Consider the following 20,495-nt stretch of genomic DNA (forward strand, 5'->3'; position numbering starts at 1 on the left):
GCATGCTAGTCGATGCTCATGGTAGAGAAATCAATTATTTGCGCCTTTCTGTTACGCAAAAATGCAATTTCCGCTGCCTGTATTGCATGCCAAAAATACCCTTCGACCACGTCCTGCAAGAGGATCTTTTGAGCTTTGAGGAGCTTTTTATCTTCGTGCGCGCCCTCATCGATAGGGGGGTGGTAAAATCCGCATCACAGGGGGTGAGCCCCTGCTGCGTAAGGATTTGAGCGCTTTTATCGGGATGATAAAAGCCTACAAGGCCGATATCGATCTGGGTCTTACGAGCAATGGTTTTTTGCTGAAAGATTTCGCCGAGGCGCTTTGGGATGCGGGGCTTGAGCGCATTAATATTTCTTTAGACACCCTCGATGCCAAAAAGGCAAAAATTCTCGCGCAAAAAGATGTCCTTCCTAGCGTTTTGGCGGGGATTGAGGAGGCTGAGAGGCTGGGCTTTAAAATCAAGCTCAACACCGTAGCCCTCAAGGGTCTCAACGAGGACGAGCTGGTCGCGCTTTTGGACTTTGCTAGGCGAAAAAATATCCAAATCCGCTTCATTGAATTTATGGAAAACACCCGCGTTCACAGGGCTTTGAGAGGCTTAAAGAGGGATGAAATCCTTCAAATTCTAGCCCAAAAATACCCCATCACCCCCATCCAAAAAGCCACCAAGTCCCCTGCGAGCCTGTATGATGCTGGAGGCTATGAATTTGGCATCATCGACCCGCATAGCGATGCTTTTTGCACGACTTGCAACCGTCTGCGTTTGAGCGCTGAGGGCTTGCTCATCCCCTGTTTGTATCACGATGAGGCCCTAAGCATCAAGGGAGCCATGCAAAAAAGGAACCTGAGTAAGGCTTTGGAAATTTTGATGCGGGTTTTACAAAACAAGCCCGAAAAAACGCGTGGAGGGAGGTGGGCAACGAAATTTCTCGCCGCGCCTTTTACCAGACGGGAGGCTAAATTTTCGTTGAGGATTTTTTGAGCGTGCGAGGGGGCGGGGGCGCTTGTGATTTAACCCCGCGGACCCTGGGCACGAAAGGGGGAAGGCCGGGAATTTTGCTGTGAGGGGCTGCGGGGTTTGCGCGGGTGTGAAGCGCTTGGATCGCGGAGAATTTAACCGCTGGAATTTGTCGCGCTTTGGATCGATGGCCTATTTTCCAAAATGACAAAAGCGAATGGGATCATCACAAGAGCGAACGGGCCATGCATAGGGCTTTAAGGAGGATGCTTGGGTGAATTTTAATAAAAATTTTAAACTTGAGAGTGTAGAATTGGCACCAGAAATCAAGACGAAGCAAGACGGGGCTGGCTCCTGTGAAAAGCCTTATAAGAGTGGCGTTTACCGATCCTAAGGAGTTGTGAGTGAGAATTTTTTTGGTTTTGGTGGGTGTTTTGTTTTTCTTAGCGTGTGGCGAGAGGGATGGAGAATTTTCAAAGAGCGAAAAGCCAAAAGAGAAGGCGGTGCAAATCGAGCAGAGTGATGCAAAAATAGACCTCAACGAGACAAATTTACCCCTGCCTGTCGAGGATGGCTCTTAGATGGATAAGAATTATGAATTGTTTCTGGCCGTGCATCTTTACACGCTCTATGCGAGTGGCTTTTTGATGACTTTTTACTTTGCACTCACGCAGGGCGATTTCAAGACCGAATTTGACTTTGTTCGCAGAATTCGTGTTTTTCTGCCCATTTATTATCTTTTTTTGGCTTTGATTTTCTTCACGGGCCTCCTGCTTTTAGCCCTGAATCATTTCACGATGCGGGGCGATTTTTGGCTGATGATTGCGGCTTGGCTTGGGATTTTTGCTTTGGCTATTTTTCATTTCATACTTTTCAAAAGGGCTAGAAGAGCTAGGCAGTATAAGGCTTTTCGCTGGATGAGTGTGGTGATTTTGCTCACAGAGCTTGTCTTGCTACTTCTTCCTTTTTATCTCAAATTTTAATGCAGTTTTTGTTTCATAAGGATGCGGGCGAGGCATTTTTAAGGCTGGAAAATGAAGCCTTGAGGCATCTTAAGGTTCGAAGATTGAAGGTCGGCGAGCCCTTAAGCCTGCGTAATCTTGAAGATAATTTTTTATACGAGTATGAAATCACAGAGTTTGCAAGGCATTTTTGCGTGCTAAAATTTTTGAGCAAAAGGCAAAACCCTCAGCGACGAAGCGATTTTTCTTTGGCCTTAGCGGTGATTGATTCTAAGGTTTTGGAAAAAATTTTGCCCCCCTTGAACGAGCTTGGGGTGGGGCGCTTGATTTTGGTTTATAGTGAATTTTCTCAAAAAAATTTCAAGGTGGATTTTGAGCGCTTGAGAAAAATCCTCATCGCCTCTTCGCAGCAGTGTGGGCGTGGGGATTTGATGGGGCTTGAGCTTTTTGAAAGCGTGGATGCGTTTTTGATGGCTTATCCCGGGGTTATTTTGGTGGATTTTGGGGCCAAGCGGGGTGAATTTAAGAAAGAAAGGCTTTATTTTATAGGACCTGAGGGTGGGTTCAGTGCGGAGGAGCGGAGAAAATTTAAGGAAAAAATTTCTCTTACAAGTCAAAATATCCTAAAAAGTCAAACCGCGGCCTTGGCCTTGGCTTCAAAAATTTTGCTTTAGATTGGCTTAAATTAATCTTTTTTTTATCTTGGATCTTTTACAATCAAGCCCTTACTTTAAAAATTCAAGGAATCCCAATGAAAAAAGAAATCCATCCAGAATATGTAGAATGCAAGGTCAGCTGCGCTTGTGGCAATACTTTCACAACAAGATCCAACAAGCCCGAGTTGCGCTTGGATATTTGTTCAAACTGCCATCCTTTTTTCACGGGCAGTGAGAAAATCGTCGATGCGGCGGGTCGTGTGGAGAAATTTAAGAAAAAATACGCAATGCAGTAAAATGCTCTATTTCATTCCTACCCCCATAGGAAATTTAGCCGACATCAGCCTCCGATCTTTAGACATTCTTAGCACTTGTGAGCTTGTATTTTGCGAGGATACGAGGGTCAGCAAGTGCCTCATTTCTTTACTCAATGCCAGATTTGACGCTCAAATTCACATCAAAAATTTCATCCCCCTCCACAGCCATAACGAAAAGCAGTTTTTAAAGGATGTGGATGTGAAAATTTTTGAAAAAAATGTCGCCTACCTGAGCGATGCGGGGATGCCCGGCCTTAGCGATCCGGGGCTTGGTTTGGTGGAATTTGCCCTCAAAAATCACATCGCTTATGAGGTTTTGCCCGGCGCGAATGCCGCCCTGGTGGCCCTTGTGAGCTCAGGCCTGTGCCGCAAGGAATTCACTTTTTTGGGATTTTTAGCCAACAGGGGGCAGCAAAGGCAAAAGGAGGTGGAGGGGCTTTTGAAAAGCCCCCACCCCAGTGTGGTGTATGAGTCGCCTAGGCGCATTTTGTCTTTGGTGGAGTGCATTTTTGAGCGTGAGCCCGCTAGGGAGCTTTTTGCGATGAAGGAGATTTCTAAAAAATTTCAAAAGTCTTTCAAAGGCAGGGCGGAGAGTGTTTTAAGCGAGCTTAAAATGGCGAATTTGAGTGGAGAATGGGTTTTGGTGGTCGCAGGATCTGAGGATGAGGCGGGGGGAAATTTGCTTTGCGAGAGGGACATTTTAGAGCTGCCTCTGCCGCTGAAAACCAAGAGCAAGCTTTTAGCAAAATTGAATGGAAAAAATCCAAAAGAGCTTTATAAAAAACTGCTTTTAAGTCAAAATTAGATAAAATCAAACGATGATAATTTACGGAAAGCAAGTATTTTTTTACCTTTTGCGAAGGCACAGGGAGCTTGTCAATGAGCTTTACTTGGCTAAGGAGTGCGATAGGCTTACTTTTTCTGAGTTGGCAAAAAGTGGCCTTAAGATAAAAAAGCTTGATTTTAAAACGGCACAGGCCTATGCAAAAGGCGGCAACCATCAGGGCTTTTTGATGGACATTAAAGAGCCTTCCCTCGCGACCTTGCAGGCGGTGAAAAAGGGCAAATTCCTCGCGATGCTTTGGGGTGTGAGCGATATGGGCAATAGCGGCGCCATCATCCGCACGGCCTATGCTTTGGGTGTGGATGGCTTGATTTTTGTCGCTCCTAGGCTGAATTTACAAGCCCTGCTTCGCACCAGTAGCGGGGCGGCGGCTAGTTTGCCCATCGTGTTGGCTGAGGATGGTTTGAGCGTGCTTAATGAACTCAAGCAGGTGGGTTTTAGCCTTTACGGTGCGCACAGCGGTGGGGGTGCGATTCATAATTTCAAGCCGGGTGCGGACAAAAAGGTCCTGATCATGGGAAGCGAGGGCGAGGGCTTGAGTCAAAAAATAATGCGAAAATGCGATGATTGCGTGGGCATAGCGATGAAAAACGATTTTGATAGCCTCAATGTCAGCGCGGCTTTTGCGATACTTTGCGATAGGATGATGCATGCAAAATTATAAAAAATTACAGGATTTGAATTTAAGAGAGGTTTCCAACAAAACGCAGATTGAGCTTGAATTTTTGCAGGCCTTGCAGGATAAAAATTTTAAAACCTTAAATCGCTTCAATGTGAAGGGCTTTTTAAAAATTTTAGAGCGCGAATATGGACTTGATTTTAGCGATTTTAATGAGGAATATGAAAATTATTTGAACGAAAATCGCCTCCATTCACAAGAGGGCAAGCCAACCACCCCCCCGCTGATCTCCTACACCCACAAAGGCTCTGCCCTGCCCTTGATTTTGGGCGTTGTGATGGTTTGCGTTTTGGGATTTGGGGCCTATTATTTTGAGAGCATCAAGGCATTTTTTCTCAACGACCTAGAAGATAATGCCAACATCGTAAGCATCAACGTCCTCAAAGAGGCGGAGCAAAATTTGCAAGATTTGGAAAAAAGCTCTGTGATTTTAGTGGATAATGACGAGAAAAATGCGAGCGCGCCAGAGTCTGCGCTTAATCATCAAGAAGAAAATAACGCAAGCGCGCAAGGATCAAATTCGATCGATCAAGAGGATGCTAGCGATGATGAAATTTCTGCGGCCCCAGAGCAAGATACCAAGGCCAGTGAAGCGATCTTTAGGGTCAAAAATAAGGTTTGGGTGGGGGTGATAGAGCTTAAAAATTTGAGAAAAACGACCTGGGTCAAAGAGGCGGATTTTAACATTTCCCTATCGGAAGATAAGCTTATTTTAGCGGGTGCGGCGGCCTTTAGCGTCGTGGATGAGGAGGGCAGAGAGCGGAGCTATCCTGCGGGTGCGTCCAAGCGCTTTCTCATCAAAGAGGGCAGGATCACGAGCATCGACACGGGGGAATTTAGGCGCCTCAACGGCGGGAAAGACTGGTAGATGAAAATCGCGCTTTTTTTTGTTGTGTTTTGCTCCCAAATTTTTGCGCTTTCTGGCTTGGATCTGGCGAGAAACATCGTAGGGGATGCTAAATCTTCGCAGCTTAATCTTTTATTCGCTCATCAAAATCATACCGATGGCAATGGAAATTTGGACCTTGATAAAATTTCTAGAATCCTCAAAACAAATTCCCTACTCAACCTCACCCTGCCAAGCTCCAGAACTTTGACGCTAAATTTCAAGGCCAAAGGCGATGCGGTTTTGTTTTTTAAGATCATCAACGAGGCCCTAAGCGATGCGGGGTATGTGTATTTCACCCCGACGGATTTGAATTTAATGCAAGACTCCATCGACTACACCATACAGGTCGAATCGCAATACATCCTAGATCCGGGCACATTTTACAGGCTTTTAAAATCAAGCTCTGTTTATATCACAAATGTCAAAGCCCTTTCAAAATACGACTACGCATACGAGCTTGATTTTGGCGATGCAAGGCTCAAAACCAACACCAACCTCCCGCTCAATACCCCCACAAAGCTCGAAAAGCCTTTTAAGGATTATGTTTTGAATTTAAAAGGGGCCTCAACACTGCTTGTCGAGGCAAATGCGGCGGATAATTGGTTCGCTAAGATTTTGTTTTTGGATAAAAATTTAGGCTTGATCAAAGCGATCAAAAGCACAGAAAAAAGCAACTCCCTCTCCCAGACCATCCCCAGCGGCGCGATTTATGCCATCATCAGCGACATGTATAATTTGGACAACATCCGCCGAGGACTGACCATCACACTTAAAAAATAGGAGCGCAGATGTTTGAGGAAATCACCTTTCACACCATAGAAAGACTGCCCAACTATGTCTTTGCGGAGGTTAATGCCATCAAAATGGCCGCGCGCAGAGCGGGGGCAGACATCATTGATTTTTCCATGGGAAACCCAGACGGCAAAACCCCGCAGCACATCATCGACAAGCTTTGCGAAAGCGCCAACAAAGAAAAAACTTCAGGCTACTCCACCTCCATGGGAATTTACAAACTCCGCCTTGCCGTTTGTAACTGGTACAAGCGTAAGTATGGCGTGGATTTGGACCCTGAAAGCGAGGTCGTAGCGACCATGGGAAGCAAGGAGGGCTTTGTGAATTTAGCCCGCGCGGTGATCAATCCGGGCGATACTGCCATCGTGCCCACCCCTGCCTACCCCATCCACACGCAGGCCTTCATCATCGCCGGGGGCAATGTCGCCAAAATGCCCCTTCGCTACAACGAAAATTTCGAGCTGGATGAGAATCAATTTTTCGCGGATTTAGAAAAAAGCCTCAAAGAGAGCCTGCCTCGGGCGAAATATCTGATCGTAAATTTCCCGCACAATCCCACCACCATCACCTGCGAAAAAAGCTTTTATGAAAGGCTAGTCGCCCTAGCCAAAAAAGAGCGATTTTACATCATCAGCGATATCGCCTATGCGGAATTGACTTTTGATGATTACAAAACGCCCTCCATTTTGGAAGTGGAAGGAGCTAGGGATGTGGCGGTGGAAATTTACACTCTCTCAAAATCCTACAACATGGCAGGTTGGCGCGTGGGCTTTGTCGTGGGAAACAAGCGCCTCATCAGTGCCCTTAAAAAAATCAAATCCTGGTTCGACTACGGGATGTACACCCCCATCCAAGTGGCGGCTACCATAGCGCTAGATGGGGATCAGGAGTGCGTGGAGGCCATCAAGCTAAATTACGCAAAAAGGAGGGAAATTTTACTCGAAGCCTTTGCGAATGCGGGCTGGAGCTTGAAAAAACCTCGCGCGAGTATGTTTGTGTGGGCGAGATTGCCCCAGAGTAAGATGCACCTTGGCAGCCTAGAATTTTCCAAGGAGCTTTTGCAAAAGGCTTGTGTGGCGGTCAGTCCGGGCGTGGGTTTTGGAGAGGCGGGGGATGCCTTCGTGCGCATTGCTTTGATTGAAAATGAAAACCGCATCCGTCAGGCGGCGCGAAATATTAAAAAATACCTTAAGGAAAGTTGATGCAAATTGCGTTATTGGGTTATGGCACGGTCGGCTCTGCTGTGGCGAGGGTTTTGCTGGAAAATCAAAAGATCATCCGCGCAAGGTGCGGAGAGGAAATCAAGCCCATCATTGCCCTTACCAAAAGTCCGAAAAAACAAGCTCTCATCCCCATCACGCAGGATTTGGGTGCGGTTTTGGAGCGTGAGGATATTGATGTTTATGTGGAGCTTATGGGGGGGGTTGAGGAGCCGTTTAGGATAGTGCGGGAGCTTTTGAAACGGGGCAAAAATGTCGTCACCGCCAATAAGGCCATGCTGGCCTACCATCGCTATGAGCTTGAGGCTTTGGCGGAGAATTTGGCCTTTGGCTATGAGGCGAGTGTGGCGGGGGGGATACCCATCATCAAGGCCCTCAAGGAAGGCTTGGCGGCGAATAATATTTTAAGCATTAAGGGCATTTTAAACGGCACGAGTAATTACATCTTAAGCGCGATGCAGGGGGGGATGAGCTTTGAGGCTGCCCTGAAAAAAGCTCAAAATTTGGGCTATGCGGAGGCGAATCCTTGCTTTGATGTCGGGGGGATGGACGCTGCACACAAGCTTTTGATTTTATCATCTTTGGCTTATGGCATCCGTGCCTTGCCTGAGGAAATTTTATGCGAGGGGATCGAGGGCATAGGCGCTGAGGATATGTATTTTGCGAGGGAATTTGACCTCTGCATCAAGCTTTTGGGCGTAGCGAAGGCTAAGGGCTATGAGGTGGAGCTTCGGGTGCATCCTGCGATGATAAGCAAGGATACGATGATCGCTAAGGTCGATGGCGTGATGAATGCTGTAAGCATAGTGGGGGATATGCTCGGGGAGAGTCTTTACTACGGCGCGGGAGCGGGGGGGGAGGCTACGGCGAGTGCTGTGGTGGCCAATCTCATGGAGATAGCCAGAAAGGAGCTTCAATCGCCGATGCTGGGCTTTAAAAATCCTAGCTCTTATACCCTGCTGGAAAGGGAGAAAATTTATACCAAGTATTATTTGAGGCTGAAGGTTGAGGATAGGATAGGCGTTTTGTCTAAGATCACAAATTTAATGAGTGAAAATAACATTTCTATCGATAGCTTTTTGCAAAAGCCTAAGGCGGACGGGGACTATTGTACCCTGTTTTTTACCACGCATAAAAGTTATGAAAAAAGCATTCAAACTCTGCTTCAAATCCTCAAAAAACAAGAATTCATTAAAGACGAGCCTTTTAGGATGCGCATTGAGGATTGATGGGGCTTAGGTCGTATTTGGGCGGAATTTTAGGCGAGAATAGAGCCTGTGCCTTTTTGAAAAAGCGCGGCTTTGAGCTTGTGGAGAGGAATTTCCGCTCTAGGATGGGCGAGATAGACATCATCGCCAAAAGGGATGCGATCTTGCACTTTGTGGAGGTGAAATTCACGCAAAAAGCGGACCATGAGCCCTACGAAAGACTGGATGGCAAAAAAACCGAAAAACTCCTCAAAACCATAGAATTTTATAAGCTTGACAGGGGCTTTGATGGGGATTTTCAGCTGGATTTGATTTGCATTTCTGGGGATGAGATACAATTTTTTGAAAACATTAGTTTTTAAGTTAGAATTTTATTTATTCAAATAAAATACTGGCTTTTTATTTATTTTCAAGGAGAACAAAATGGGAAAGTATGTTGAACTGACTTCAGAAAATTTTAGCACGGCTAAAGAAGGGGTGGCTTTGGTGGATTTTTGGGCGCCTTGGTGCGGACCTTGCAGGATGCTTGGTCCAATTATCGATGAATTGGCCAATGACTTTGAGGGCAGGGCAAAAATTTGCAAGGTCAATACCGATGAGCAGGGGGATCTGGCCGCTGAATACGGGGTGCGATCCATCCCTACTTTGATCTTTTTCAAGGACGGACAGGTGGCAGGGCAATTTGTCGGCGCACAGTCCAAGCAAAACATCGCCGACAAGCTCAATTCTCTTCTTTAAAAATTTCAAGGCTGGGGATTCCAGCCTTGAAGTTATCTTAAGTTTCAAGCCGTATTATGCGCTAAGGTATCAAGCTCCTTTATGGCCTCTTTGTATTTTATTTTATCGCTACCCAGCTTGACAGTAAGGGGCTCAAATTCATCGCAGAATTTTCTAAAAAAGTGCAAAAATTTCTCCACCGCCTCGCCCTCATACTCAAGCTCTAATTTTGTCAAAATCCCCATTTTCACCGCTTTAATTTTTTAGCACGATTGTAGCAAATTTAAGCTAACACCTCCGCATAAGCCTCCCTCTCCCTCTCCTGCCATAACACCACGCTTTTTATACACTCTTTTTGGATAGCTTTGATAAAAGATTCTATAAAGTCAAAATCAATATTATGAGAATCTAAAACAGGCAGTAAAATCTCTGTTTTATTGAAAGTCTTCTCAAAATCTCTCACTAAAACACCTTGAAAAATCTTTTGATTTTTATTTAGCCAAGCGATGAAAAATTGTGCGATTGTAGTATTGAGCCCATTAAATTTTGGATATAAAGTTTTAGTAAATTGCCCTGCATAAAAGTCCTTTTGCATATAGAAAAACTGCATTCCAAGCATACCTACGGCTATGCTTTCTCCCTTGATTTTATGCTCCTCGTCCAAATACTCCACATAACCTGCTATGCCATTATTTAAACAAGTGCGCGTAAAGTAAGGGTATGGGGCATTTTCGCTAAAACTAAAACTATCCTTATTTAACTGCGGATTAGACTTCACACTAAAAAGCTCTTCACATTTAAAGCTTTTCCACTGAAGAGATGAGTGTGTAGAATCTGTGCTATAAGTTTTGCAAAACGCTTCATACTCACTAAGGGTAAATCTTACCCCCCCCCCCCGTTAATCACGGCATCATAAGCTTTTAGCTTAGTCTCCCAAAAAGCATAAATTTTTTCAATGTGCTGTTTTTCTATGGCTTTGATGAAAGTTTCCATAAAGGTAAAATTTATCGTGCCAGAATTTAAAATAGGCAGCAAAACGCACACATTTTTTAAAACCCCCACATTAAAAGAGCTACTCCCCCAGCTAAAACTAGAAAAAGCCCTTTTCATCACAGCGATAAGAAAATTTGCTTTATATCTATCTAAATTACCCTTTTTAAAAGTAAAGATTTTGATTTTATCACCTGTAAAATAGGGGCTTGTTTGATAAAAAATCGTAGCCGTATCTTGCCCAAAGCTTATCGTATTTGCTTCGTTTAAAAAGGCTTCATCTTTATCAATATACCCACGAATTCCATTATTAGAATCCCCTCTTGCCACATAAGGATATTTTCCATTAAACCTAAGTTCATTAGCATTAAATTTTTTCTTAGGTGTGCTTACCTCAAACAACTCCCCAAGCTTAAATTCCCTCCACTCTATGCCCTCTTTTGCACTGCTAGATTCTAGCTCTTTTTGTGCGAGGGTGCTTAGGGCAGTGTTAGCAAAGCTCTGCCACTCTCTAGAATCTGTAAGCGTAGAATCTTGTAAGGCTTTAATCGGCATTTCGTGTGAAATGCCGATTACTCTCTCGTTTGGTATGCTTAGATTCTCAAAAGCTTTTAAGGCTTCTTTTTCTTTTTGCGTTAGGGTGTAATCATCTAAGCCTGTAACCTTAAGATAGGCTTCAAGTTCTTGAAGACGCTCGGCTTCAAGTTCTTTAATGTAGCTTTCCATAAAGTCAAAAGCGATTTGCTCGTTTAAAACGGGCAGGGTTATAAACTCCTTGGAAACCTTAGCCCAGCCTGATTTGTTGTTCCAGTTGTATTTTTGCAAGATTTTTTGCAAAAGTGAGGTAAGGTAAAGATAGCAAAGTGAGCTTAACTCCGCACCATCTTGCATAAATTCACTCCTAAAACGCAAAGCATACGCATCCTGCAAGATAGCAAATTCGTGCGGCTGATAAAAGGCCGGCGCATCGCCGTTTGCCGCTACTGAAATGACATTTTTTAAAATTTTTGCCCCGCCGCGTGGCATATAGCAGGCTATGCCTTGATTTACACTTGTGCAAGTAATGGCGGGTAGGTCGCACTCTGCACTCGGCTCTGTGGGTAAATTTCCCTTCGCGTAAGCGTGTTTTGTAGGTTTGATGTGCTCAAACAACTCCCCAAGCTTAAATTCCCTCCACGCGCCCCCGTTTTGCTTGAAGTCGTTTTCAAGCTTTGCTAAACGAGGGCTAAGGGCGTTTCCCTCCGTCCCACCTTGTGTAGAATTTTTCAGCACATTGCTTACTTCCCACGCTAGATACTCACTCACGCATTTTTTAAAGTCCGCCAAAGTGGGCGTTGTGTCTATCTTTTTATGCTGGTCAAAGTTCCAGTCCGCCCCACTTTCACTAATGAAATCTTCTACATACACTTCGCTTAAGTTAATGGGCTTTTCATACGCATTATTGTCAATCTTGGCGTTCAAGCCCTGCTTGTAGATTTTAAGAATGTCTCGGTATCTTTGGGTGGGGTTATCCACTTCTTGCAAGCTTCTTTTTGTGCGTTTGTAGCCGTCATTTCTAAAGTCTATAAATTTCACAGGCTTTTCAAAATCGTGCGGGATTTTGGCCTCAAAGATATAAATGCTTGTTTGCACACCTGCCATAGGCTGAAATAAATCTATGGGCATTTTGATGCTAGCCTTTAGCGTGTGCTTTGTGAGTATGGACTGCGTGATGGGGGTGGCTTGTCCATTGCCCGCGCTATCTTGGATGATGATAGCTCCTAAGCCATGACGCTGCATCCTATCGAGTCCAAATTCTATAAAGGGCAGTCCGTTGTAATCCCAAGTGAAGGGGGGATTAAGCAAGATTCTCGTGGGGGCAAAGTTTAGATAAAGCGAGTCCTCTGTCTCAAAGGTATTGGCCTTATAAATTTTGCTCGAGCCATCCCCGCGTAAAATCATATTTGCAGTAGCTAGGGCAAACATCTCGGCGTTATACTCCACGCCTAAAAGCTGCTTGGTCTTAAGCTCTAAAATGGCTTTATTTGCCTGCGTGCTGTGCTTGCTGTGCTTTTTATAGACATCTTCTATCATTTGCTCCATACTGGAGATGAGAAATCCAGCTGATCCTGTGGCTAAGTCCATAACCCTATCTTCCTGTGTGATGTCTAGGATTTGAGTCATCATTTTGGTAACATAAGGGGGAGTTAGGACTATGCCTAGCTCCTTGCCATCGCCTAGGGCGTATTTTAAAAACTCACTGTAACACTCACCCATAATGTCCAAATGCCCATTAAGCCCATCAATCTCTTTATAAATATGCGTGTAAATGTAGGCGAAAATCTGCTTATTGATACTTGAGGGCTCTTTGAGAATGTGGGCTATGATTTTGTGGTTTGGATTTTTCTTCTCGCCCTCTTTGTAAGTGAAATTTTTAGGAATTTTATCCCTGTCGCTATCTTTTCTAATTTCATTGAAAGAATCTAACATAAGCTTTCTTTTTGCACCATCTGGGACCTTGACCTCTAAAAATTCTTTAATGCGCTCAAACACTCGCTCCCCATCTCTTAGCCCCTCATCTTGTCGGCCATGCAAATCATCCGGGCTTAGCCCCTTGGTCGGGATTTTATACTCGCTACGCATCACGCTTTGCATGGATAGAATCATACCTGCGATGTAAAGCACTCTTTGGGGGGCAGTGATGTTGTGATTGTGCATAAGCTTATTGAGCTGGGCACTATGGTAGGACAAATGCCCCTTAGCTCTTAATAATAGCTTATGCTTGTCCGCTTCTGTGAGCCTACACTCTTGCTCGTAAAAATTTGCAAAGCTGTGTGAATTTTCTAAAAAGTCTAAATTCGCACCTTGTGTCTCCTTGTAGGAGAGCGAAGAGTCCGCAAAGACGCAAGCGATTTTTACCCTTACATTTTGCGCGCTATCGCCTGCTATGCCTATGGCGATGATTTCTTTGTAGGGATTTTGCTTTTGACTTTCATTTTGCAATGCCACCCTTGCATAATGCAAGGCCCCATTTAGGGCGTATTTGCTAATGGCATCATTAGAAAAATCTAGAGCTTTTTCATTATCCTTTGCGTATTTTTCAAGCTTGCCAGCACCCAGCTTACACTCAAAAATAATGGGAATAATCCCATCATCAATCTTGTATTTTTCTATCACAAAATCAGGCACTCCCGTGCCGCTTTGCTTTTTAGTCTTGCTTGCGCCTTTTAGGGCGTCTTTGAGATAGGCGCTTGCATCTTTTTCTAAAAAATCCTTGCCAAATTTCAACCCGATGGATTTTAGCCTACATCGCACCCACTCATCAACTAAAATTTCTTTCTTCCACGCGTCCATTCTTCTTCCTTTCCAAACAAAGCCCGCATTTTACCAACCTAAAACCAAGTTTCGCTAAACTCTCACCTTGTTTCCAAGCGTTTTAAGAGAGTAAAAATGGACAGAATCGTAGAGCTAGAAAAATTCTCCCCCGATGAGACTTACGAGACCTCTCTAAGGCCCTCAAATTTTGAAGGCTACATCGGGCAGGAGGGCATCAAAAAAAACCTCACCATCTTCATCGCCGCGGCCAAAAAGCGCAGCGAGTGCCTAGACCACATCCTCTTTAGCGGCCCAGCAGGGCTTGGCAAAACCACCCTAGCCAACATCATCGCCGCGCAAATGAGCGCTAGCATCAAAACCACCGCCGCTCCTATGATAGAAAAAAGCGGCGATTTGGCGGCGATTTTGACGAATTTGAGCGAGGGCGATGTGCTTTTCATCGATGAAATTCACAGACTTAGCCCCGCCATCGAGGAGGTGCTTTACCCTGCGATGGAGGATTACCGCCTTGACATCATCATCGGAAGCGGCCCGGCCGCTCAAACGATAAAAATCGACCTTCCCAAATTCACCCTCATCGGCGCGACCACCCGCGCTGGCATGCTAAGCAACCCCTTGCGCGATCGCTTTGGGATGCAGTTTCGCCTTGAATTTTACAGCCACGAGGAGTTGGCCGAAATTCTCAAAAGAGCAAGCATAAAGCTTCAAAAAATTTGCGAGCAAGACGCCGCCCTTGAGATTGCCCGCCGCTCTCGTTCCACGCCCCGCATCGCCCTGCGGCTTTTAAAACGCGTGCGCGACTTTGCCGATGTGAGCGATGAGGAGCGCATCACCCTAGCTAGGGCGCGGGAGGCTTTGAATTCCTTAGGCGTCAATGAACTGGGCTTTGACGGGATGGATTTGCGCTATTTGGAGCTTTTGACAGCCCACCGGGGCCGGGCCCTGGGGCTTGCTAGCATTGCGGCGGCTTTGAGCGAGGATGAAAACACAGTCGAGGATGTGATCGAGCCCTATTTGCTAGCCAACGGCTACATCGAGCGCACGGCTAAGGGCAGGGTGGCGAGCGCGAAGAGCTACCGCGCCCTGAGGCTTGAGTATGATAAAAATTTATTTGAGGATTGAGCCTTGAAAAACGGGAAATTTTTTTTGATTGCCTTTATTTTGGTGGTTTTAGCCCTTTTGCTTTATCTTTTTAAAGATTTTTTGATGGTCATTACAATCGCGAGTTTGATGGCGGTTGCTACGGCGAATTTGAACGCGAAATTTTTAAGCCTCGCCAAGGGGCAGCGCGTGGTCGCAGCAGCTGCGACGACGCTTTGCGTGATCTTGCTTTTTTTCGCGCCCTTCGTTTATACGGCGGTGGAGCTTGTCAATGCCCTGAAGGACTTTGATTTCAACCTCATCACGCAGACCTTAGAATTTGTAAAAAACTACCACTTCTCCCTGCCCGAAAGCCTCAGTTTCCTAGAGCCCAAGATTAAAGAATTTCTAGCCGGGCTTGATCTTGGTAGCCTCTACAAACAAGCGCTTGGCTTTGTTTCAAGCTTCACCAAGTCGGGTGCGAAATTTCTCATCGACATGGTGCTCATTTGCATTTTTTATTTCTTTGCGAATTTATACGGCGCGCAGCTTGTCATCTACCTCAAATCCATCATCCCCGTGGAGAAAAAGGAGCTGGACGAAATTCTGGGCGAGGTGGGCAATGTGATGGCCGTGGTGCTTTATTCTATGGTGATTGTGGCGATTTTTCAGGGCGCCTTGTTCGCGCTTGTTTGTGCTTTTTATGGCTATGAGGCGCTTTTGATGGGCGTGGTTTTTGCGGTCAGCTCCCTCATCCCTGCTGTGGGCGGGGCCTTGATTTATGTGCCGGTGAGCCTTTATGAATTCGCCACAAATGGCCTCAGCGCGGCGGCGGGGATTTTCATTTATTGCGTGGTGGTGATTTCCTTCATCGCCGATACCCTCATCAAGCCCCTCATCATCAAGTGGATCAACGAAAGGCTTGTGAAAACCCCCACGCAGATCAACGAGCTTTTGATCTTCCTCTCCATGCTAGCAGGTATTTCAAGCTTTGGCTTTTGGGGGATCATCCTAGGCCCTGCGATTTTGACCTTTTTCATCTCTACCATCAGGCTTTGGACGATTTTGAAGGCCAAGAATTTGATCTAGCTCCGCACCCGCCGCGACAGTGAAATTTGCCCCCAGCACAAACCCTTCCCAGCGCATCCTGCGCGAGGAGGTCAGTGGATTTCAATCCCCCTATCGTTTAAATTTTTATAGGCCGCGCAGGCCTCTTGGTGCTTTTTATCACAAGCCATCCCAAAATAGCGCTTGGCCCTTTGCAAGTCCTTTTTTTCAAGCTCCTCATAGCGCCCCAGCTTGTAGCATGCCTCCCCAAGCCCCAAATTGCAGGAATTTGAGTAAGAAGCTAGAGCCTTTTTGGGGTTGGCCCGCACCCACTCACCTCGCTCATAGAGCAGTCCCAGCTTGTAGCAGGCCCTTGGGTCCTTGAGTTTGCAGGATTTTTGGTAAAAATACAGGACCAGCTCACCATCCCGCTCCCCCTCATAAAACGCGGCCAATGTGTTGCAGCTTTGAAAATCGCCCAACTTGCAAGCCTCATTGAAGGCCAAATTCGCCTCATTTTTCCGCCCCTCCTCCTCAAAACTGAGGGCCAAATTTGAACAAGCCTTTTTGAGGCCCAGCCTACAAGCCCTGCCGTAAAAATGCCGCGCCTTTTGCGCATCCTGCCCCACACCCTGCGCCTTCTCGTGCATCACGCCTAAGGAAAAGCACGCTTTGGGGCTATTTTTTTGACACAAGGCCTCAAACATCGCGTAAGCCTTAGTGAAATGATTGTTCTCATAAAGCCCCAAGGCCCTCTGCAAATCGGCCCCCAGGGCTAAATTGAGGATAAAACATAGCATCAAAATTTTTTTCATAAACACTCCACTTTCTTTTCAATGTCTAAAACCCGACTCACGCGCTTTTGAATTTCATCCCTTTTCGTGGCGATGAGGGATTTTTTTTGGGCGCAGAGGCTGAGATTTTTTTCCAGTAAATTTTTTATGATTTTGTTGATGAGGGGCTTGTTGATGAGGAAATTTTCAAACTCATAAACGCAAAGCTCGCTTAAAAGTCTCTCATCAAGCTCGGTTTTTTGCGGGGTGAAGAGGGCAAATTCGGTGCTGTCTAGCTCGTAAAGCGCGCGACTTTCGTTCATTTTGCGCTCGAAAAAGGCTAGGCTGAGTTTGGCGGCGTTTTCGTAATTGCTAAGGGTCTTGCTTTTGAGTTTTTCAAAAAAAAGCTCAAGCTCTAAGGTGCTTTTAAGCAAAGCGTTTTCAAAATCCCTCAAAAAATGCTCCTCGCTAGCACTCGCAAAGGCACGCAAATGGGCAAAATTCGCCTCGCTTTGCAGGGGGCTGTCTTTTTGGATGTTGGAAAATCTAGCCTTGAAAAGCAAAATTTCCCTTTGCAGCCTCTCAAAACCCGCCCTCAAATCCTGCTTTAAATTTTCAAAAGAATTCTCAAAATCTCTTTTGATTTTTTGAAATTCCTTACGCAAAAGCTCGGAGTGATAAAAAAGCGCCAAAAAGGCATCATCGCCTGAAATGAAGGGCGCTTTGTAGGGGTATTTTTGGTAGAGATTTTTTTGAAAAAGGCCCTTCGCCTTCCTGTAAAAGGCGCATTCTTTTTCCTTAATGTGCCCAAAAAGCTCCGTGCTGATCCTCCCCGCTATGCCTTTGAGTTGGGTCAAAATTTCGTGCCCCAAAAGGGTGCTTTTGTGTAAAATTGCCTCAAAATGCTGCCCCAAATAGCCCTCATAATTTGTAAATTTTTCTTCCAAAAGCTCAAAGGCTCCAATGAAAATTTGATTTTCTTCTTGGAGACTTTGGCAGTATTTGTGCATTTTTTTGCGGACAAAATTTTGCTTGATTTGGTCCAAATTTAGGCCTTGTAAATGCTTGATAAGGGCTGGGAGGTTGGATTTTTCAAGCTGTCCCTGGGCTGCTTCCTTGCAAGAAAGTGCGATGACATCCTTAAAATAGCCTGAAAATACGCCCTTAGCATAGTTTAAAACCCGCTCAAGCTCCTCAGGGCTGACTTTGTCCTTTTGATTGAGGATGCAAAGGCTGCTATCGCCCAGAAGCTCCAAATTCGCCCTGATGGCGTCCTCCTCGCTTTTTTTGCCCGCATTGTCGATGAGGCTAAGCCAAATGACGCTGTGGAGATTTTCAAGCTCGCCGAAGGTCGTGAGGCTGTCGTTTTCGTTGGCATTCAGGCCCGGGGTATCGACTAGAGTGAGCTTGGAAAGTAGCGGCACGGGGGCGTAGATGTGGAGTTTTTTTGCTTCTTTGATGCTTTTTCTTTGGTCGGTGTAGTTTTCAAGCTCTTCAAGATGGGTGATGAGGTCGCTGCCGTCGTTAAATTCCACGCGCAGAAAATATTCCTTGCCGTAGTGCAAAAAAGTGGGCTTGAAGGTTACGGGCACGGCGCCTGTGGGGAGGCAGGGTCTTTTTAGGATGAGGTTGAGGAGGCTTGATTTACCGCTTGAAAACTGCCCGATAATGCCCACTTGAATGTTTCTATCCAGCGAATTTTGCAGGTCGTGCAAGAGGGTTTTTAAGCGAGGGCTAAGGTGCATGAAGGGCTCATCAAGCTCCTTGCACAGGGCAGAAATTTTGCCCTTAAAACTTGAGTCAAATTCCACCTTATAGGCCTTTTCGTAGGCCTTGATGAAATTTTGCAAGCGTTCAATTTGCATCCAGCATCTCCTTTAGGGCGTGGAGTTTTTGGATTTTGGCCTCGGTTTCTTGGCGCATTGCATTGAGTTTCAAATTCTCGCCCTCAACCCCCTCCAGCAAGGCGCTAAGCTCGTTGATCTTCTCCTGTGAGCTTTGTTGGTAGGCCGTTAATTTTTCGTTCAAAAAGTTAAAAAAACTCTCATTGATTTTTAAATTTTTAAGCACCTCTTCAAGTCCAAAGCCCCTAAACCCCTCATCAATAAGCTCAAAAAGCCTCGTTTCTAGGCTGAAAATATCGTCTTTTTCCTTGAGAATTTGTGTGATTTTGCTCTTAAGCTTTGCGAATTTGTCCGCTGCAAAAATCGCCTCTATCCCCTTAGAAATCCCGCTTTTAAAGCTCTCAAAGTCGCTATTAAATTCCGCTTGCAAAAAGTCGTATTTGATGCTTAAAGCATCCTTAATGCTCTCCATCTGCTTGAAATTTTCAAAATTAACCTCCCTCAAAATATCGCTGATGCCGTCCCTTGTCGTGAGCTCTATGATGTTTAAAATGCGCTCCAAATTAAGCTTTTTGCGATGATTTTGCAGGTATTTTAGCTCATCAATCAAGCGCTCCTTAAGCTTTTTAGCCAAAAGCAAAATCCGCCTATCAACGCCATTTTCCAAGCCCTGCAAACGCTCAATAGAATCGCAAATGTCCTTTTTGGCTTGCTCAAATTTTTCTTGCCAAACCTGCATCCTAGCCAACAAATCCTCATTTTCGCCGCTCTTTTCATGCCCCCGCTCGGTCAATAATTTTCTTTGCAAGGCATAAAATTCCAGCAAGCGGCCCAGCTCCAGCCCCAACTCTTTTTTATAGGCACTAAGGGCGGTTTTGCTTTTTTCGCCCGAGTAGAGGGCGTTTAGCAAGTAGGCCTCAAACTGGGGGATTTTGCTCTCCTCAAGGGCACTTTCATCGGCCTCTCCTGCGTAAAATGCGTTAGCCTTTTTGGCGCTCACGGGCAGAAAATCGATCTGTTCTGCAAGGGACTGCAAGTCCCCAAGCCTTGATTTTAGGGTGTTTTTAGTGTAGTTGATCACTTCATTCAAATCCTCATCCCCGAGCAAATCCGCCTTTGTCAGCACGATCAAAAATTTACTAAGACGGGAGTTGAGGAGGCAGGAAATCAAAAACTCCGCATCCTTTTGCGTGAGGCTCTGAGAGGCGTTCATGAGGTGGATGAGAAAGTCGCTTTCTTTGAGATACTCGCGGGTCAAAATTTCCCTTTGCACCACGATGTCATCAAGCCCCGGAGTATCCACGATGGCGATATTATTTTGCAAAAATTCCAGCTCACCCTCAAGCTCGATTTTTTTGATGAGGGCAGAAATTTTATTTTGCGCACTGCTAAAGCTCTGCAGCTCGTCAAGAGGGATTTCTTGCATCAGGGCCTCGGGCTTGATGTAAGCACTGAGGTCAAATTCCGCACCAAGCTCACGGATAAAGCGGCTAAGGTCCTCGTTAAAATAGGAATTTGAAAGTATGTCCCGCCACTCACTCTCATCCCAAAAATAAATCTTTGCCCCCTTGCTTTTGCCGTATTTTAAAAGGGTCAAATTTGCCGTTTCGGGCACATTGGAAACGCCCAAAATGGGCTTTTTCAAAAGGGCATTGAGGAGGCTTGATTTGCCCGCATTCATCACGCCCGTGATGGCGATGCTAAAATGCAAATTTTTAAATTTGTTTAAGGATTTTTCCAATCTTTTTTTTCTTTCCTCGCTCTCGCAAAGGTTTATGAGCTCTAAATTTATCCCATCAAGTTCTTTAAACGAAGCTTGAAGGAGGGATTTTTGATCGATCTGGGGGGTTTGGAGCTGCTCTAAATATCCTCTCACAAAGGCGGTATTTGTGATTTTGTCTAAAATGACTAGGGCCTTGATGAGCTCTTTTTTGTCTAAAAGGCCTTTTTTTAGGAGATTGATGGTGCGAATTTGAGCCTCTTGTATGCTAAAAATATCCACTCTTAAAGCGATTTTTTTGAAGATTGCTCCAAATTCCTTTAGGAGAAAATATCTCTCATAATTATCTTTATTGGCACTCAAAAGTATGGCCAACTCACTCACATCAAGAGCGTTTTTGTCTTTAAAATGGGAGTTGAAGTCTAAAAATTGCAGATGGTTTTGCCAAATTTGTTCCAAAAATTCTTTCATATTTTCCCTC

General features: G+C 45.3%; 18 protein-coding genes and 4 pseudogenes. 15 read left to right on the forward strand and 7 right to left on the reverse strand.

The window, feature by feature from the left end:
* Positions 1–2: 2 nt before the first annotated feature.
* From moaA to trxA, 13 genes and pseudogenes are all read left to right on the forward strand, one after another.
* Positions 3–963 (forward strand): annotated as a pseudogene (gene moaA / locus Q4A73_RS00305) (GTP 3',8-cyclase MoaA).
* Positions 964–1,365: 402 nt separating this feature from the next.
* The gene (locus tag Q4A73_RS00310; protein ID WP_303205437.1) at positions 1,366–1,542 is read left to right on the forward strand and encodes a cytochrome C; all 177 of its coding nucleotides are present in this window, start codon (positions 1,366–1,368) and stop codon (positions 1,540–1,542) included.
* A complete protein-coding gene (locus tag Q4A73_RS00315) occupies positions 1,543–1,944 on the forward strand; it encodes a hypothetical protein (protein ID WP_303205438.1) in 402 nt (133 codons plus the stop codon).
* On the forward strand, positions 1,944–2,597 hold the full coding sequence (locus tag Q4A73_RS00320; RefSeq protein ID WP_303205439.1) for a 16S rRNA (uracil(1498)-N(3))-methyltransferase: 654 nt from the start codon (positions 1,944–1,946) through the stop codon (positions 2,595–2,597). The genes Q4A73_RS00315 and Q4A73_RS00320 overlap by 1 nt, the downstream gene beginning before the upstream one ends.
* 77 nt (positions 2,598–2,674) lie before the next feature.
* Complete coding sequence (rpmE, locus tag Q4A73_RS00325) at positions 2,675–2,875, forward strand: 50S ribosomal protein L31 (RefSeq protein WP_303205440.1); 201 nt, start codon at positions 2,675–2,677, stop codon at positions 2,873–2,875.
* Between the two features lies 1 nt (position 2,876).
* Positions 2,877–3,701: a 16S rRNA (cytidine(1402)-2'-O)-methyltransferase gene (gene rsmI, locus Q4A73_RS00330; protein WP_303205441.1), complete on the forward strand. Its 825-nt coding sequence runs from the start codon at positions 2,877–2,879 to the stop codon at positions 3,699–3,701.
* Between the two features lie 13 nt (positions 3,702–3,714).
* Positions 3,715–4,404, forward strand: coding sequence for an RNA methyltransferase (locus Q4A73_RS00335; RefSeq protein WP_303205442.1), 690 nt, complete (start codon positions 3,715–3,717; stop codon positions 4,402–4,404).
* Complete coding sequence (locus tag Q4A73_RS00340; RefSeq protein ID WP_303205443.1) at positions 4,391–5,287, forward strand: hypothetical protein; 897 nt, start codon at positions 4,391–4,393, stop codon at positions 5,285–5,287. The genes Q4A73_RS00335 and Q4A73_RS00340 overlap by 14 nt, the downstream gene beginning before the upstream one ends.
* Positions 5,288–6,088: a hypothetical protein gene (locus Q4A73_RS00345; RefSeq protein ID WP_303205444.1), complete on the forward strand. Its 801-nt coding sequence runs from the start codon at positions 5,288–5,290 to the stop codon at positions 6,086–6,088.
* 8 nt (positions 6,089–6,096) lie between these two features.
* Positions 6,097–7,302 (forward strand): LL-diaminopimelate aminotransferase, encoded by a 1,206-nt coding sequence (locus tag Q4A73_RS00350; protein ID WP_303205445.1) that lies wholly within the window; start codon positions 6,097–6,099, stop codon positions 7,300–7,302.
* Positions 7,302–8,549 (forward strand): homoserine dehydrogenase, encoded by a 1,248-nt coding sequence (locus Q4A73_RS00355; RefSeq protein ID WP_303205446.1) that lies wholly within the window; start codon positions 7,302–7,304, stop codon positions 8,547–8,549. Before Q4A73_RS00350 ends, Q4A73_RS00355 begins: the two co-directional genes overlap by 1 nt.
* A complete protein-coding gene (locus tag Q4A73_RS00360; protein ID WP_303205447.1) occupies positions 8,549–8,890 on the forward strand; it encodes a YraN family protein in 342 nt (113 codons plus the stop codon). Before Q4A73_RS00355 ends, Q4A73_RS00360 begins: the two co-directional genes overlap by 1 nt.
* 61 nt (positions 8,891–8,951) lie before the next feature.
* Positions 8,952–9,266, forward strand: coding sequence for a thioredoxin (trxA, locus tag Q4A73_RS00365; RefSeq protein ID WP_303205448.1), 315 nt, complete (start codon positions 8,952–8,954; stop codon positions 9,264–9,266).
* Positions 9,267–9,313: 47 nt separating this feature from the next.
* On the opposite strand, the pseudogene Q4A73_RS00370 reads toward trxA, so the two are convergent.
* The 4 genes and pseudogenes from Q4A73_RS00370 to Q4A73_RS00385 all read right to left on the reverse strand — a co-directional run.
* A pseudogene (locus tag Q4A73_RS00370) lies at positions 9,314–9,490 on the reverse strand (histidine phosphotransferase); the annotation flags it as partial.
* Positions 9,491–9,528: 38 nt separating this feature from the next.
* Positions 9,529–10,047, reverse strand: a pseudogene (locus Q4A73_RS00375) (restriction endonuclease subunit S); the annotation flags it as partial.
* 80 nt (positions 10,048–10,127) lie between these two features.
* Entirely contained in the window at positions 10,128–11,507 is a 1,380-nt protein-coding gene (locus tag Q4A73_RS00380) for a restriction endonuclease subunit S (protein WP_303205490.1), read from the reverse strand.
* Positions 11,490–13,568, reverse strand: a pseudogene (locus Q4A73_RS00385) (class I SAM-dependent DNA methyltransferase); the annotation flags it as partial. The pseudogene Q4A73_RS00385 and the gene Q4A73_RS00380, both read right to left, overlap by 18 nt.
* Positions 13,569–13,664: 96 nt before the next feature.
* On the opposite strand from Q4A73_RS00385, the gene ruvB reads away from it, so the two are divergent.
* Together ruvB and Q4A73_RS00395 are read left to right on the forward strand one after the other, a co-directional pair.
* On the forward strand, positions 13,665–14,672 hold the full coding sequence (ruvB, locus tag Q4A73_RS00390; RefSeq protein WP_303205449.1) for a Holliday junction branch migration DNA helicase RuvB: 1,008 nt from the start codon (positions 13,665–13,667) through the stop codon (positions 14,670–14,672).
* Between the two features lie 3 nt (positions 14,673–14,675).
* Positions 14,676–15,719 carry an AI-2E family transporter gene (locus Q4A73_RS00395; RefSeq protein ID WP_303205450.1) on the forward strand — a complete coding sequence of 348 codons (1,044 nt, stop codon included), beginning with the start codon at positions 14,676–14,678 and terminating at the stop codon, positions 15,717–15,719.
* 71 nt (positions 15,720–15,790) lie between these two features.
* On the opposite strand, the gene Q4A73_RS00400 is transcribed toward Q4A73_RS00395, so the two are convergent.
* The 3 genes from Q4A73_RS00400 to Q4A73_RS00410 are packed head-to-tail and all read right to left on the reverse strand — an operon-like array spanning position 15,791 to position 20,485.
* Positions 15,791–16,492, reverse strand: a complete 702-nt coding sequence (locus tag Q4A73_RS00400; RefSeq protein ID WP_303205451.1) for a tetratricopeptide repeat protein — start codon at positions 16,490–16,492, stop codon at positions 15,791–15,793.
* Complete coding sequence (locus tag Q4A73_RS00405; protein ID WP_303205452.1) at positions 16,489–18,315, reverse strand: dynamin family protein; 1,827 nt, start codon at positions 18,313–18,315, stop codon at positions 16,489–16,491. Before Q4A73_RS00405 ends, Q4A73_RS00400 begins: the two co-directional genes overlap by 4 nt.
* Entirely contained in the window at positions 18,305–20,485 is a 2,181-nt protein-coding gene (locus Q4A73_RS00410; RefSeq protein ID WP_303205453.1) for a dynamin family protein, read from the reverse strand. Before Q4A73_RS00410 ends, Q4A73_RS00405 begins: the two co-directional genes overlap by 11 nt.
* Positions 20,486–20,495: the final 10 nt, after the last annotated feature.

Origin of the sequence: Campylobacter sp., from assembly GCF_030528245.1 — a bacterium.
In the GTDB taxonomy this organism is placed as follows: Bacteria; Campylobacterota; Campylobacteria; order Campylobacterales; family Campylobacteraceae; genus Campylobacter_D.